Raw genomic sequence first — 15,332 nt, 5'->3', positions numbered from 1 at the left:
AAAAGTTTTAAAATCAGTACAGAACAAATCTGCTTGCGGGTAAAAAAATGCATGGGGCCTTCGGCTTTAAGTTTTCAGCTTTCCGACTTTAAAAAATCCACTTAATACATACTGGGTTAGCCACGTCAATGCGTTTACCTGTGTCCGTCAGTAAACCCGTTTTTCTGTCAATTTTAAAGATAACAATGTTGTCGCTTGCCTGGTTGGCTGCCAGTAAAAAATTGCCTGAGGGATCAAAATTAAAATTGCGGGGCGTTTTACCTAAGGTAGACTGGTAGCCTGCTAATGACAGTTTGCCTGTTTTTTGATTAATGGAAAAAATAGTAATGGTGTTGCCATCGCCACGGTTGCTGCAATACAAAAATTTGCCATCAGGCGACACATGAATATCTGCTGCGCCGATGGTTCCTTTAAAGTCTTTGGGAATGCTGCTGACGATTTGAAATTGTTTCAATGCGCCATTGCTATAGGCGTAAGCCACCACGTTCCCCGACATCTCTTCCATCAGGTAAGCAAAGTGATTATTGGGAGCAAAATCAAAATGTCTTGGACCGCTTCCTGGTTCGGTTGCGGCAAAGGGAACCGTTGCAGGTCTGAGATATCCCGTGTTGTTATTTAAGCGGTAAATCATCACCTTATCTATACCAAGGTTTGGCACAAATAAATAATTATTATCAGGGGATAAAACAGTTGAATGCACATGTGGTCCTTCCTGCCTGTCTTTGTTGGGGCCGGTTCCGGTATGCAGAATTGTTTGGCTTGCGGGCTTCAGATCACCACCCGCGGTAACAGGAAATACGGATAGAGTCCCGCTGGAATAATTGCCGGCAAAAACCCACTTGCCCGATTTGGTAACTGACACATAACAGGGATTTGTACCACCAGATAACTGCGTGCTCATAGCTGTAAGTTTTCCACCTGCAAATGAAAAAGCGGTAACGCCACCGCCAACAACCGAACCCGTTGTATCAGCAGTTTCATTAACTGCATACACTGTTTTTTTATTTGGGGCAACGGCAAGGTAGGAGGGGTTTTTTGTTTTAGCTACGCTAACTAAATCAGCAGTTGCATTTTTTTCATCAAAAGAATACACATAAATGCCTTCCGATTTTCCGGAAGTATAAGTACCTACCAGCAGGTAGGGATTTTTTTGAGCCACTAAAATTTGGGTAATAAAAAGACTAAGCAATGCTATTACAAAACGCATGGTATCTTATTTAAAATAGGAGATGATTGTTGATGATTCTTTAAGCCGTTATTTCTTGCAAAGCATCAGTGATGCGGTTAAAAGTTTCGGTATCGGTCAAAAGTTCCGGCACAAATTTTTCGCCGATTACTTTTTCATATAACTCAATGTAGCGGTTGCTGATGGTAGTGATCCATTCGTCTGTCATTTCCGGAACGGTCTGCCCCTGTTTGCCCATAAAATTATTTTCAATCAGCCATTCTCTTACAAATTCTTTACTCAGCTGTTTCTGCCTTTCGCCTGCTGATTGTCTTTCCTCATATCCTTCTGCATAAAAATAACGGCTGCTGTCGGGCGTATGTATTTCATCCATCAGGTAAACTTCATTACCGATTTTACCGAACTCATATTTGGTATCAACTAAAATCAATCCTTGTTTAGCCGCCAGTTCTTTGCCCCTTGCAAATAGTGCCCGTGTGTATTTTTCCATTACAGCATAATCGGCTTCAGAAGCTATGCCTTTTTTAATGATGTCTTCCCGGCTGATGTCTTCATCATGCCCAACTTCGGCTTTGGTAGAAGGAGTAATAATCGGCTCAGGAAAAAAATCATTTTCTTTCATTCCTTCCGGCATCGTTACACCGCATAAAATTCTTGTACCACTGCTATAAGTACGCCAGGCGTGGCCTGTCAGGTTTCCCCTTATCACCATTTCTACTTTAAAGGGAACACATTTTTTACCAATAGCACAGTTGGGAGCCGGTGTATTCACCAGCCAGTTGGGGCAAATATCAGCTGTTGCTTTTAGCATGTAAGCAGCTATTTGGTTTAATACCTGTCCTTTAAATGGGATGGGTTTTGGTAGTATTACATCAAATGCAGATATCCGGTTACTGGCTATCATTACCAGCCATTTATCATCAATTGTGTAAACATCTCTCACCTTTCCGCTGTAGAATTTTGTTTGCCCGGTAAAATTAAATGTTGCCATTCGGCTAAATTACAGGCAACTCGTCTAATCACCCAATTTACCCTTAAATAAAATTTCAACACAACGTGCCAAATAAAATTTCAACACCATAGTAACAATGCTTATTTTGCCCGATATTTACTAAACTAAACAATGCTATATGAAAAAATGTGTAACCTATATTTGCGCTATGGTGCTAATTACGCTTGTTACCATGCCTGCCCTTGCCCAAACCAACACTATCACCGGCACTATTTTTAACAGGGTAAATAATGAAAGGCTATCCGCCGTATCTGTTCTGGTAAAAGGGTCAGATGCAGGGACCTTTTCTGATGATAAAGGAAATTTTAAAATCTCCGTAACACAGAAATTACCGGTAACGCTCATCATATCTTCCGTAGGATATGGCCTGAAAGAAGTGGAAGTTTCGGGCACAGAACAATCAATCAACATAAAACTGGAACCAGCCAACTCATTGGGGCAGGAGGTAGTGGTATCTGCCTCAAGGGTTCCGCAAAAAATACTGGAATCACCTGTTTCCATTGAAAGATTAAGCGCTTCCAACATACGCAACGCTCCGTCGGCTAACTTTTACGATGTAGTAAGTACTTTAAAAGGAGTGGATGTAACTACTTCTTCCCTTACCTTTAAAACGCCCACCACCCGAGGCTTTGGCGGAAGTGGTAATGTAAGGTTTAACCAATTGGTTGACGGAATGGATAACCAGGCACCGGGATTGAATTTTTCCGTAGGTGCGATTATTGGTTTAAATGAACTGGATGTAGATAATATTGAATTGCTTCCCGGTGCATCATCTGCTTTATACGGCTCAGGTGGTATGAATGGGACCATGCTGATGACAAGTAAAAACCCATTTAAATACCAAGGTTTATCTTTTATAGTGAAAGAAGGAATTATGCACACAGATGGCAGCGAAAGATCACCCGCTCCCTATCACAACTGGGCTTTAAGATGGGGCGTAAAAGTGTCTGATAAATTTGCCTTTAAAATAACCACGGAATTAATACAGGCTAAAGACTGGATAGGCACCGACTATAGGGATTACGACCGGTCAAACGGAAAGTTACGGGCTGGCACAAGAGCCACCGATCCTAACTATGATGGCGTGAACGTTTATGGAGATGAAACAACTGCAGATATTCGCCAGGTATTAAATGGCGTGGCAGGACAAGCGCCGTTTTTAGCGCCGTTCATTGGTACTCTTACTTCGCAACCAATCAACGTATCCCGTACCGGTTATACCGAACAACAGATACTTGACCCCAACACAGTGAATTTTAAGCTTGGCGCTTCGCTTCATTATAAATTAACGCCTGGTACAGAAACAACGCTGGCCGGCTATTGGGGCACAGGAAACACGGTATATACCGGCGCTTCAAGATATTCCATTAAAGATTTTAAAATGGGCCAGTACAAACTGGAACTGAACAACAAAAACTGGATGCTGAGGGCTTATACCACGCAGGAGAACGCGGGTGAATCTTATAACCTTGGAGCAACCACTCAGAATTTTAATGAAGCATGGAAACCAAGTGGCGGTTCCACGGGCTGGTATGCGCAATACGGGCAGGCTTTTTTGGCAGCTAAATTAGGAGGTGCTACCGATGCGGATGCGCATACAGTGGCTAGGGCAACTGCGGATGTGGGAAGACCAGTGGTAGGAACTTCCGAATTCAATGATATTTACAACCGGGTGCGCAAAATACCCGTGCCGAAGGGAGGCGCATTATTAGACAGAACAGATTTATATGGTGCAGAAGGCAGCTACAATTTAACTTCTTCCGCAAAGTCTTTTGCAGACATCATTGTAGGTGCCAATTACAAAAGATATGTATTGAACTCACAGGGAACATTGTTTGCAGATACAGCGGGAACGATCGGCATCAACGAAATGGGCGCATTCTTACAGGCGTCCAAAGCCATTACCCCCGGTATTAAATTAACAGCTTCCGGCAGGTATGATAAAAACCAAAATTTTAAAGGCCGGTTTACACCAAGAGTTACTGCTGTAATTAAAGCGGGGGAAAACAGCAATTTCCGGTTGAGTTACCAAACAGCTTACCGTTTTCCTTCTACCCAAATGCAATGGATTAACCTGGACCTTGTTTCCTACAAACTGATCGGTGGCAATGAAGCCTTTAAAAATATTTATCATTTTGATTCCAATCCTGCTTATGACAGGGATTCGTTAAAAGCGGGTAAAACGGTGCAGCAAAACTTTGCCACGTTAAAACCAGAAGCCATCTCTTCTTTTGAAGCCGGATACAAGGGGCTGATTGCTGATTCGAAATTATTACTTGACATTTATGGTTACTATGGTCAGTATACCAATTTCCTTGCGAGAAAAGTAGTAGTTCAATCACGCACAGGCGCTCCGATTACGCCGGCTGATGCAGATGCAGGGCAGATTTATTCTGTACCAATTAATTCCACATCGAAAGTTAAAACCTACGGTTTTGGTATTGGCATGGATTATAAAATTAGCCGCAATTATTCGCTGAGTGTAAATGCCGCTTCTGATAATTTAACCGATGTGCCAACCAATTTTATTGCGTCTTTCAACTCACCCAAATATAAACTGAACGCCACTTTTGCCAACAATGGTTTTGGAAAAAACAACAGACTCGGCTTTGCTGTTGCTTATCGCTGGCAGGATGCGTTTTATTTCCAGGGAGATTTAGCCAACGGCAATTTACCATCTGTTCAAACAGTGGATGCGCAGGTGAGTTATAAAATTCCTTCATCAAAATCTATTATTAAGTTAGGGGCCAATAACCTGCTCAATCAATATTACTACAATGCTGTTGGTAACAGCCGCATCGGTGGATTGTATTACCTGAGTTTCGGCTTTAATGTTTATTGATAACAACCCCGCATTTACAACGTAATAAAAAATAAAACTTTTTGTATGAAATACATTACCCAAATATTGAAAAATAATTTGTTGCACTTAGTAGCAGTCATGCTGATATTAGCTTCCTGCAACAAAGATGTGGAGCAGTTTACAGAAACACCGGTAACGCCACCAGGCGGTAAAACACTGGGCGAGACGATCGCTGCAACACCTACTGATAGTTTGTATTATCGTTTGATAATAAAATCGGGGCTTTTGTCAACCATTAATAATAAGGCTGCTAATTACACCATGTTGGTGCCCGATAATAACGGCATGAAAGCTTTTATCAATTTTATTTCTAAAGGTCAAGTACCGATTCAGGCACCCGATGCGGTTTTCTCTGGATTTATTGCAGCTAACATTCCCGTAGCTTCCGCGGCTGGCATTGTAAGTTATAATATTATCGGCCAAACAATTTTATCTGCGAAAGTGCCGGCTACTTTTCCAAATTTTCAATTGCCTACACAGATAATTCTGCCGCAAGCACCTCCAGTAAATTCTCTCATAAGGGCTACTACTTTTTTTGCTCCCAAACTTGCTTATGTAAATAATATTCCAGTTACTGCCGTTGACGCCGTTGCTTCAAACGGCATAATACACCATGTGGCAACTGTTGTAGCGCCGCCTACCACGGTGCTTGCCGGATTAATTTATACTGATCCTGACTTATCTTATTTTACTGCGGCAATCGCACGCGGCGATAGCGGACAAGTTGGATTGAACAAGTTCGACTCTTTGCTTAAATATGGTGTTACAAATATGACGGTACTGGCGCCTAATAATGCCGCTTTTCAAAATTTGATTTATGGCAGTGTATATGGTAACGCATTAGCACATGGAGCGCCGCCGCAGAAGGCGGATTCACTGGCAAAAGCAGCGTTGGCAGCCGGGCCTGCAATATTCATGGACACCACCTTTGGGGCCGTACTACCTGCGTCTTCAGTGAGAGGTATTTTAGCTTATCATCTGCTCGCTTCAAACTCAACCGGTTCTTATAAGCCTGATATCCGGGCATTCTCAACCGACTTCAGCGCAACACCCACATTGGTAAAGACGTTGGTAAATAGTTCATTTGGCGTGCATCCCGGCGTGCTTGCGCAGGCTACTTATACTGGTCCATTTGTTACAAAACTAACCTTCACAGGCCTTGGAACCTTCCCGCCGGGAGGGACACCTTTCAGCGGCGGAGCAGCCAATGTTGTAGGAATGGATAAACACGCAGTAAACGGTGTGCTACATGTTATAGATAAGGTGTTATTACCACAATAATTTTTACTTAAAATATTTCAACGGCTTCACCTTGGTGAAGCCATTTGTTTTTTAAATAATTTTTGTGCAGGCTAAGAGTCTATGGAGAGCTGGAGTTGCTCGGCAAATTTGTATATTAAAGCGTTATTGATCTTGTATGGAAACGCAAATTATTGAACCTGCAATAGAGTTTTAATAAATTGCTGTTTAAGTTATGCAAAGAATATATTCTGCATCGTAAGGCTCCGAAAAAATCAACGTGTGCACGAGGGCGATGCAACGATGTTCCGCATAGCATCTTAGCCCCGGACAAATTATTGATATTCCATGCCCGCCGTGAAACTTTACAACAGCTGAGATATTTTCAAATTAACTCTCTTAGGGGATGGGGGCTACACATTAAACCTGAAATGCATCACGTCGCCATCATGCACTATGTATTCTTTTCCCTCAATTCTTAGTTTGCCGTTTTCCCTGCAGGCAGCCTCTGATTTATAGGTAATAAAATCATCGTAGGCGATTACTTCAGCTTTGATGAAACCCTTCTCAAAGTCAGTATGGATAACGCTTGCAGCCTGCGGTGCTTTCCAGCCCTGGTGGATGGTCCAGGCCCTTACTTCCTGTACGCCGGCGGTAAAATAAGTAGAGAGGTTGAGTAGTTTATAAGTGGAATGAATCAGCCTGTCCAATGCAGGTTCTGTCATTTTATACTCTTCCATAAACATGGCTTTATCTTCCGGATCTTCCAGTTCTGCAATTTGCGATTCAATGGCATTGGTCATCACAATTACTTCGGAGCCTTCTGCTTTTGCGGCAGCTACAAGTGCATCAGAAAATTTATTTCCGGTATGCATGCTGGCTTCGTCTACATTGGCTACATACAGCACGGGCTTATCACTTAAAAAGAAATTTTCAGCAATAGCCTCTTTTTCGTCTTTGGTTAAACCCATGGAGATAATGCCTTTGCCTTTGTTTAAATGCTCTTTGCAGCGCAGCAGCACATCGTATTCCAGCTTTAATTTTGCATCACCGGTTTTCAGCATTTTTTCTGTGCGGGCAATTTTTCTTTCTACACCGTCCAGGTCTTTCAACTGAAGTTCTGTTTCAATAATTTCTTTATCGCTTAACGGGTTGATGGCGCCTTCATCCCTTAAAATATTTTCATCTTCAAAACAACGGATCACATGGATGATGGCATCTACTTCGCGGATGTTGGCTAAAAATTTATTGCCCAGGCCTTCGCCCTTGCTGGCGCCACGCACAAGGCCGGCGATATCAACAATTTCAATTTGTGTAGGAACCGTGCGTTGGGGTTGCACCAGTTCTGCAAGCTTATCCATTCTTGGATCGGGTACATTTACAAGACCTGTATTGGGCTCAATGGTACAAAAGCGGTAATTGCTGGCCTGCGCTTTGGCACTATTACTTACAGCATTGAATAAAGTTGATTTTCCTACATTGGGTAACCCCACGATACCTGCCTTTAAAGCCATGTTGTTAATTATTTTTGGTTGGTTGATTGCTGTTACTCTCCGCTGTATCATTTGTTTAAATAATGATGATCAGGCTGTTTAGTACAACAGAACAAATTTTCAGGCTGCAAAGGTAAGGTTTGCAATCAAATTTTGGGTTTCGGGATAAAACGCTAATTTGTGATCATGGTAAAATGGTAGTTCATCAAAACGGAAAACCTTTATCAATACTCAAAAGCAAATTATTAATTATCCATTATCATTATGGCATTAAGCAGAATCTGGTCGGCTTTTATCATTATTGCTATCACGGTAGCGGGCATTAAATGTTTTTTCTTTGGCGACGCCCAGCTGTTTGCCTGGATGGTAAGCGGTAAAGCCAGTGATCCGCTGAATCCGCTTAAACTGGACGGGATTATTGAAACCTGTTGGGTTGCAGTAGATATTTGTCTTAAGCTGGTGGGTATATTGGCACTGTTTATCGGCTTTATGAATATTGCCGAAAAGGCTGGCGGAATAAGGCTTTTATCCCGTATTGCCGGTCCCTTCTTTTCTAAACTTTTTCCTGAAGTACCCAGGGGGCATCCTTCCATGGGGCATATGATTATGAATTTTTCTGCGAATTTGTTGGGCCTTGATAATGCTGCAACGCCATTTGGTTTAAAGGCCATGGAAAGCCTGCAGGAGCTGAACCCCGATAAAGAAGTAGCCTCCAACTCGCAGATCATGTTTTTGTGCCTGCATGCCGCCGGGTTAAATTTAATTCCGGTGAGTGTAATTGCTGTACGGGCGGCACAACATGCCTCGGACCCCACCGATGTTTTTTTGCCCTGTATGATTGTAACTTTTGTGGGTACCATGGCCGCCATGATCATCGTATCCTTCAGGCAAAAAATTAATCTATTTCAGCCTGTAATATTGACCTGGGTGCTGGGCATTTCCGCGGTGATTGCCTTGCTTGTATATTATGTTACCAGGCTGGATGCAGCGGGTATTCAGCTGTTTTCCAGCAAGCTGAGTAACGGCATTATTTTGCTGGTATTTTTGCTGATAGTGCTTGGGGGCTTGTACAAGAAAATTGATTTGTTTGCTGCGTTTATAGACGGGGCTAAAAACGGGTTTGATACCGCTATCAGAATTATACCTTATATATTGGGGATATTGGTTGCAGTAAGTATGTTACGTACCAGTGGCACATTTGATGCGGTTATCAGTGGAATGAAACATTTTTTTGCCCTACTTGGTGCCGATACCCGTTTTGTAGATGGCCTGCCAACAGCATTGATAAGACCTTTAAGCGGTGGTGCAGCAAGAGGAATGATGGTGAGTACAATGACCACTTTTGGTCCTGATTCGTTTGCAAGTAAGTTGTCAGGTATTTTCCAGGGCGCATCTGATACCACTTTTTATGTGGTGGCGGTTTACTTTGGCTCTGTGAGTATAAAGAATACCCGGTATGCTATAGGATCTATGTTGATAGCCGATTTAGTGGGTGTGATCACGGCGATCATTTTGTGTTATTTGTTTTTTGGCAATAGCATGTAGACGACGTTTTAAGACGCTTCCTTTTTATAACAGTTTAAAGCCTGTCAGCATTGTTAATTGCTGCCAGGCTTACTTTTTTTTAACGGCGTTTATGTCTTTTATTTTTGTGTTTCGATTTTGGCTGGACCTGTGCACTTTTATTTAAAAGAGCTGGTTGTTGAATGGTTGCAGGTACGCCATTTATCGGCAGCAAAATCTCTTTTACTTTTGAATTCTCAGTTTCATCTTCTTCGCTACCTCTGCCATTGTAGTCGCCGAATAAATTGGCCAATTCCTTTGCATGGTAAATATTACTGTTGTATTTATTACCAATAACAATAATGGCGACCGAATCGGGCAGCAAGCGAAGGAAGGCTGCATTACTGCCATGCCACCATCCATTGTGGTAAATGGTTTTTTTGCCGTTGGGGAAAATGTTCATCCTCCAGCCAAGGCCATAATTTTTTACGCCTGCTTTTTCATTGCTGTAAGGTGTATAAGCCTGCTCCAGTGTTTGTTTTGTAAATAGCTTACCGCCGGTCAGTGCCCTGTCCCACTTTAATAAATCTCTTGGTGTGGTATAAATATTTTTATCACCATATACGCCGTCTAAAAATCCAAGGGGAATCTGCCGTCCACGCCAGTCGTAGCTGGGGTTTACTTTAGAAGTATCCAGGCTGTTAAATAAAAAGGTATGTTTCATTTGCAGCGGTAAAAAAAAAGTTTGCTGCAGGTAATTCGGAAAATTGGTGCCACTTATTTTTTCCACAAGTAAAGCAAGTAAAGCATAGTTGGTATTGCAATAAGTAAAATGGGTATTTGGAGTTGCAATATTGGTGAGCTCTGCCTTGCGGGTAATTAAATAATTTAAGACATCTTCGTTTTTTATCAGTGTTTTTTTGTCCCATCCAAGTGTTTCCATAAAATACAAATAATTTGGCAAACCACTCCGGTGATTTAACAAGCTGCGCACAGTTACTCCAGGGTAATTAAATGCTGGAAAGTATTTGCTGAATTCATCATCAATATTGAGTTTGCCATCCTGCCATAATTTTAAAACAGCCATAGCAGTAAATGTTTTTGATACGGATGCTATGTGAAAAGAACTTAATGAATCGATGGGCTCCTTGCGGTTTATATGTGCATTGCCATTGTATGCTTCAAAAACAATATTGCCATTTTTGGCAACTACAATGCCCCCGTTAAAACCTCTTAATTTCAGTGCACTGTCGTACCATTGGGCGCAACCATCGTAAAGCCGCTGTGCTTCTGCTTTTGAGAGGGGTATGGGAGCGGCGCTGAGTAACAGGCCAGTCGAATCTTTTTCAATTACCGCCGTTTTAGGAGCCGCGGAATTGCATGCCGTAAAAAGTAATGGCATCAGCAAAATTGAATAACGTATATGGTTGCCAGCAACCGTCGACAGATTGTGGCAGGAGTATCTTTTTAATGCGATCATAAAATATTAAGAAATAGATAGAATATATTTGTGCAAAATAACAAGTAAAATTCATGGCAGAGAAAAAATTAACAAGTTATCCAAAAGAGAAAATTAATATTCTTTTTTTGGAGAATATAAGTGACGTCGCAGTAAAATATTTTAACGATAAAGGTTATGCCAACGTTCGTAAATTAAACGGAGCATTGAGCGAAGAACAACTGATTAAAGAAATAAAAAATGTGCACCTGGTGGGCATAAGAAGCAAAACTAAATTAACAGCCAAAGTAATTGAAGCTGCTGAAAAATTACAAGCTATCGGATGTTTTTGTATTGGTATTAACCAGGTAGATCTTGCTTCGGCAACAGGGCATGGTATTGCGGTTTTTAATGCACCTTACAGTAACACAAGAAGTGTTGCCGAACTGGTGATAGGTTCGTCTATTATGCTGATCAGGAAGATCATAGATAAAAATAAAGCTGCCCATGAAGGTACGTGGAACAAAGATGCAGCAGGTAGTTACGAATTGCGGGGCAAAACACTGGGAATCATTGGCTATGGCAATATTGGCAGTCAGCTGAGTGTATTAGCCGAAGGGCTGGGAATGAAAGTAATTTTTTATGATGCCGAAACCAAGCTGCCATTGGGTAACGCAGAACCTAAAAAAACACTGAAGGAATTAGTGTCCGCAGCAGATATAGTATCGCTGCATGTACCGGAAACAGCGAGCACAAAAAATCTGATCAATAAAAATATCCTGAAGTCGTTTAAAAAGGGTAGTATATTGATTAATTATGCCAGGGGCGAAGTGGTTGACCTGGATGCATTGGCGAAAGCCTTAACAGACGGGCAATTGAGTGGTGCCGCCATTGATGTGTTTCCCTGGGAACCCGAAAAAAACGGCGACAAATTTACGAGTCCGCTGCAGGGTTTAAGCAACGTGCTACTTACCCCGCATATCGGTGGCAGTACGCAGGAAGCGCAGCATAATATAGGCGATGACGTGAGCAGCAAGTTATTTAACTACCTGGAAAAGGGAGTTAGTTTTGGATCGCATACGATACCTGCGTTGAGTTTACCGCCACAGGAGGGAACACATCGCATATTGCATATCCATAGAAACGTTCCGGGAGTATTGTCTGAAATAAATACCCAACTCTCCAAACATAAAATCAACATCCTTGGGCAATATTTAAAAACCAATGATGCCATTGGTTATGTGGTACTGGACGTAGACAAGAGTTTAAGCAATAACGCACTTGCCTTGCTGAAAAACGTGAAGGATACCATTAAAGTGAGGATGTTATATTAGTTGGCAGCAGATAAAGGCAAATTCAGCAGTTTTCGGTTTTTTTTAGAACATAATAATTACGCATGTCGGATGAAATAATAAAAAATTTACTGGAGGCGCTTGAAGTATCGCCTGAAAATGTACCATTGCGTTTGCAGGTTGCGGGCATGTTGATGGCTGAAAAAAAATACGACGAAGCAACAAGGCAATACCAGGATGTTTTGCAGCGGAGCTATGGAAATGCAAAAGCCCAGGCAGGGCTTGCTGCGGGTTATTATTATCAGCAAAAATATTCAGCGGCCATTATCGTGTATGAGCAAATGCAAAATGATATGGGTATAGCCGACCAGGTATTATACATTAAGTCCCTGATAAAAGAGGGATCAATGGAACAGGCGCTCAATAATTATCAGCAAGTGCTGGCGTTAAATCCCGGGTTTACAGATGAAGAAATTGACAGTCATTTGCGCATGCCTTCGGCAGGCAATTCAATGGATGACGATCTTGATTTTCTGGATGATGAGGAATACCTGATGGAAAAGCCTTCGCTCAGATTTAAAGATGTGGGTGGAATGGAAAAAGTAAAAGAAGAAATCTCTATCAAAATCATTCAGCCATTAAAAAATCCGGAACTCTACAAAGCATTTGGAAAAAAGAGCGGAGGCGGAATTTTATTATACGGCCCCCCGGGTTGTGGCAAAACATTTATTGCCAAAGCCACCGCCGGCGAAATAGATGCCAAATTTATCAGCATCGGTTTACATGATATTTTAGACATGTGGATAGGTAACAGCGAGAAAAACCTGCATGAGATTTTTGAAATGGCACGGCGTAACAAACCCTGTGTATTATTTTTTGATGAAGTAGATGCCATGGGGGCGAGCAGGAGCGATTTAAAACAGTCTGCCATGCGCCATGTTATTAACCAGTTTTTAGCGGAGCTGGATGGTGTAAGCAGCGACAATGAAGGTGTGCTGGTATTAGCGGCCACCAATGCGCCCTGGGGTGTTGATGCGGCTTTCAGGCGGCCGGGACGTTTTGACCGGATAATCTTTGTAGCGCCCCCGGATGAGGCAGCAAGGATAAATATGCTGCAAACAATGCTGCAAGCAAAACCTGTTGGTGAAATAGATGTTAAAAAGATAGCTGCTGCAACAACCGATTATTCAGGTGCTGATTTAAATGCCGTGATTGATATTGCGGTAGAAGAAAAGCTGAGGGAATCGATGAGTAAGGGAAGCATACAGGTGTTAACAACCAAAGATTTATTATCGGCTGTTAAGCAGCACAAACCAACTACTTCAGAATGGTTTGCATCCGCACGCAACTACGCCCTGTATTCAAATGAGTCGGGTTTATATGATGATATATTGAAGTACCTTAAGATTAAAAAATAAGGAAAGCTTAAAGCTGAAGGCGAAAAGTCTGAAGCAAAAAGCTTAAAGGCAAAAGCACATGAAAAGGCTTTCAATAAAATTAGCTCCGGCTTTAAGCTTTCAGCCTCCAACCCGCAAAATGAAGTTATGGATCCATACATCGAAAGAGCTTCGCTGCTTTTAAGACAAGGTCGTGTAAATGATGCTATTACCCAGTTAAAAAATGCCCTTCAGCAAAACCCCGATAATGATGAAGCCCTGGCCTTATATGCCCGCTGCTATTTTGATAAAAAGGAATTTGATGAAGGAATTAAGACCACCCTTCGTGCAATCGCCATTGATCCTGCCAATCATTATTATTATTATTTACTTGCATTCGGTTACTACCGCAAAAATGATAATCCCCGAGCCATTGAATACCTGCAAAAATCTATCGAACTTAACCCCTGGTTTTGCGAAAGCTATGGTTTGCTGGCACTTGTGCTGATTGAAGATAAGGCATTTGAGAAGGCATTGCTGAAAGCCAATGAAGGGCTGGAAATTGACCCTGAAAACATTACCTGCTTAAATGCAAGAAGCGTTGCGCTGAACAAATTAAAACGGACTGATGATGCCATTGCTACCATGCAATATGCATTATCGCAGGATCCGGATAATGAATTTACGCATTCCACCGCCGGATGGAATTACCTGGAAAAGGGAAAAAATAAAGTGGCTGCCACACATTTCAGGGAAGCCCTGCGCATCAACCCCAATAACATCAATGCAAGGCGTGGATTAAAAGAAGCGCTGAAATCATTAATACCACCATACCGCTGGTTGTTGCAATATAGTTTTTGGTTAAACAACAAAGGCAAAAAAGTGCGGTGGGTTATTCCTGTCGGCTTGTATGTTTTGGTGCGGCTATCTGCTTCACTTTTACAATCGAATGCCGCTACACAAACTGTGGGTGCGGTGCTGATCGCCCTTTATCTTGTGTTTGTATTAACTACCTGGCTGATACATCCGCTGGCCAATTTTTTTCTTTTATTTCATAAGGATGGAAAACATGCAGTAGATGCAACCGAGAAATGGACGGCTCTCACGGTAGTAGGATCACTGGCAATTGGAGTGACTGTATTTTTAATCGCCTGCATAATTATTCCCGGAGAGATATATCCGCCGATGCTGGTTGCAGCGATTGCATTTTGGGCCATGGCATTGCCGCTTGGCAATATTCAATACCCGCTTTCTTTTAAAGCCTATACTGGTAAAAATAAAATAGCGATGGTATTAGTTGTGCTGGGCATACTTACAGTAATCGCTGCATTTATCAACCTGGATGCAGCCATGATTATAGGCACCGTATTTATCGTACTGTTTGTGATCAACAGTTGGGTAACTGTTTTTCGGTAGCTATTTTTATTGTTGTAAAAATGGTTTTGCCCTGCTTTTGAAAGCCGCTGTTTGATAGGGCAGTTGCTCCCGAACCAGTAATTTTATTTCGGGTAATATTTCGGGATATTGTTTTGCAAGGTTGCCCAACACCGTTAACGAAAAGGCCTTGATAGCGACGGCTTCTGTCGGCGAGGCTACAGATTTAAAACAAGTATCCATCACCCTACCCCTGAATTTTTCCGGAATATCAGCATACTGCAACAAACGGATGGTATTTCGTTTAACCGCATCATGTACCCCCGGCCTTTGTAAATTGTTCAGGAGGTTTTCAAAATGATTTTTAATAAACTCCGGGTGTGCTTCTACGCAATAACTCAGGGGCCAGGATGATCTTTGTGTTATCCTGTATTCGCCTCGTAAAAACAGCGCAAATAATTCATCAAACCGTTGTTGGGATTTGCCGACCCATTGCACGATCGTATTACATTGTTCTCTTGAATGCTCTTTCAATATTTCGTCTTCCAGGTGCATC

The 15,332-nt window shown here is 42.0% G+C and carries 11 protein-coding genes; 6 read left to right on the top strand and 5 right to left on the bottom strand.

From position 1 onward, the window contains the following. Window positions 1-88 precede the first annotated feature (88 nt). Window positions 89-1,207 (bottom strand): lactonase family protein, encoded by a 1,119-nt coding sequence (locus QWZ08_RS04520; protein ID WP_290336045.1) that lies wholly within the window; start codon window positions 1,205-1,207, stop codon window positions 89-91. A 40-nt stretch (window positions 1,208-1,247) separates the two neighbouring features. Further along, complete coding sequence (locus QWZ08_RS04515) at window positions 1,248-2,177, bottom strand: phosphoribosylaminoimidazolesuccinocarboxamide synthase (protein WP_290336043.1); 930 nt, start codon at window positions 2,175-2,177, stop codon at window positions 1,248-1,250. Window positions 2,178-2,316: 139 nt separating this feature from the next. Here QWZ08_RS04515 and QWZ08_RS04510 point away from each other — a divergent pair, with 139 nt between their 5' ends. Then, window positions 2,317-5,040, top strand: a complete 2,724-nt coding sequence (locus QWZ08_RS04510; protein ID WP_290336042.1) for a TonB-dependent receptor — start codon at window positions 2,317-2,319, stop codon at window positions 5,038-5,040. Between the two features lie 45 nt (window positions 5,041-5,085). Continuing rightward, entirely contained in the window at window positions 5,086-6,342 is a 1,257-nt protein-coding gene (locus QWZ08_RS04505) for a fasciclin domain-containing protein (protein WP_290336041.1), read from the top strand. A 371-nt stretch (window positions 6,343-6,713) separates the two neighbouring features. On the opposite strand, the gene ychF is transcribed toward QWZ08_RS04505, so the two are convergent. Then, window positions 6,714-7,865, bottom strand: a complete 1,152-nt coding sequence (ychF, locus tag QWZ08_RS04500) for a redox-regulated ATPase YchF (RefSeq protein ID WP_435387581.1) — start codon at window positions 7,863-7,865, stop codon at window positions 6,714-6,716. A gap of 192 nt (window positions 7,866-8,057) precedes the next feature. On the opposite strand from ychF, the gene QWZ08_RS04495 reads away from it, so the two are divergent. Then, window positions 8,058-9,338, top strand: coding sequence for a nucleoside recognition domain-containing protein (locus QWZ08_RS04495; protein ID WP_290336040.1), 1,281 nt, complete (start codon window positions 8,058-8,060; stop codon window positions 9,336-9,338). A gap of 79 nt (window positions 9,339-9,417) precedes the next feature. Here QWZ08_RS04495 and QWZ08_RS04490 read toward each other — a convergent pair whose 3' ends face one another. Then, a complete protein-coding gene (locus tag QWZ08_RS04490; RefSeq protein ID WP_290336039.1) occupies window positions 9,418-10,698 on the bottom strand; it encodes a serine hydrolase domain-containing protein in 1,281 nt (426 codons plus the stop codon). A 131-nt stretch (window positions 10,699-10,829) separates the two neighbouring features. Here QWZ08_RS04490 and serA point away from each other — a divergent pair, with 131 nt between their 5' ends. From serA to QWZ08_RS04475, 3 genes are all read left to right on the top strand, one after another. Beyond that, a complete protein-coding gene (gene serA / locus QWZ08_RS04485) occupies window positions 10,830-12,068 on the top strand; it encodes a phosphoglycerate dehydrogenase (protein WP_290336038.1) in 1,239 nt (412 codons plus the stop codon). 62 nt (window positions 12,069-12,130) lie between these two features. After that, window positions 12,131-13,444, top strand: a complete 1,314-nt coding sequence (locus QWZ08_RS04480; protein ID WP_290336037.1) for an AAA family ATPase — start codon at window positions 12,131-12,133, stop codon at window positions 13,442-13,444. Between the two features lie 126 nt (window positions 13,445-13,570). Further along, on the top strand, window positions 13,571-14,818 hold the full coding sequence (locus QWZ08_RS04475) for a tetratricopeptide repeat protein (protein WP_290336036.1): 1,248 nt from the start codon (window positions 13,571-13,573) through the stop codon (window positions 14,816-14,818). A gap of 6 nt (window positions 14,819-14,824) precedes the next feature. Here QWZ08_RS04475 and QWZ08_RS04470 read toward each other — a convergent pair whose 3' ends face one another. Then, on the bottom strand, window positions 14,825-15,331 hold the full coding sequence (locus tag QWZ08_RS04470) for a HEAT-like fold family protein (protein ID WP_290336035.1): 507 nt from the start codon (window positions 15,329-15,331) through the stop codon (window positions 14,825-14,827). Window position 15,332: the final 1 nt, after the last annotated feature.

Source organism: Ferruginibacter paludis, assembly GCF_030409685.1.
Classification (GTDB): domain Bacteria; phylum Bacteroidota; class Bacteroidia; order Chitinophagales; family Chitinophagaceae; genus Ferruginibacter; species Ferruginibacter paludis.
The sequence above is the reverse complement of the archived record's forward strand: the minus strand, read 5'-3'. Positions and strand labels throughout refer to the sequence as shown.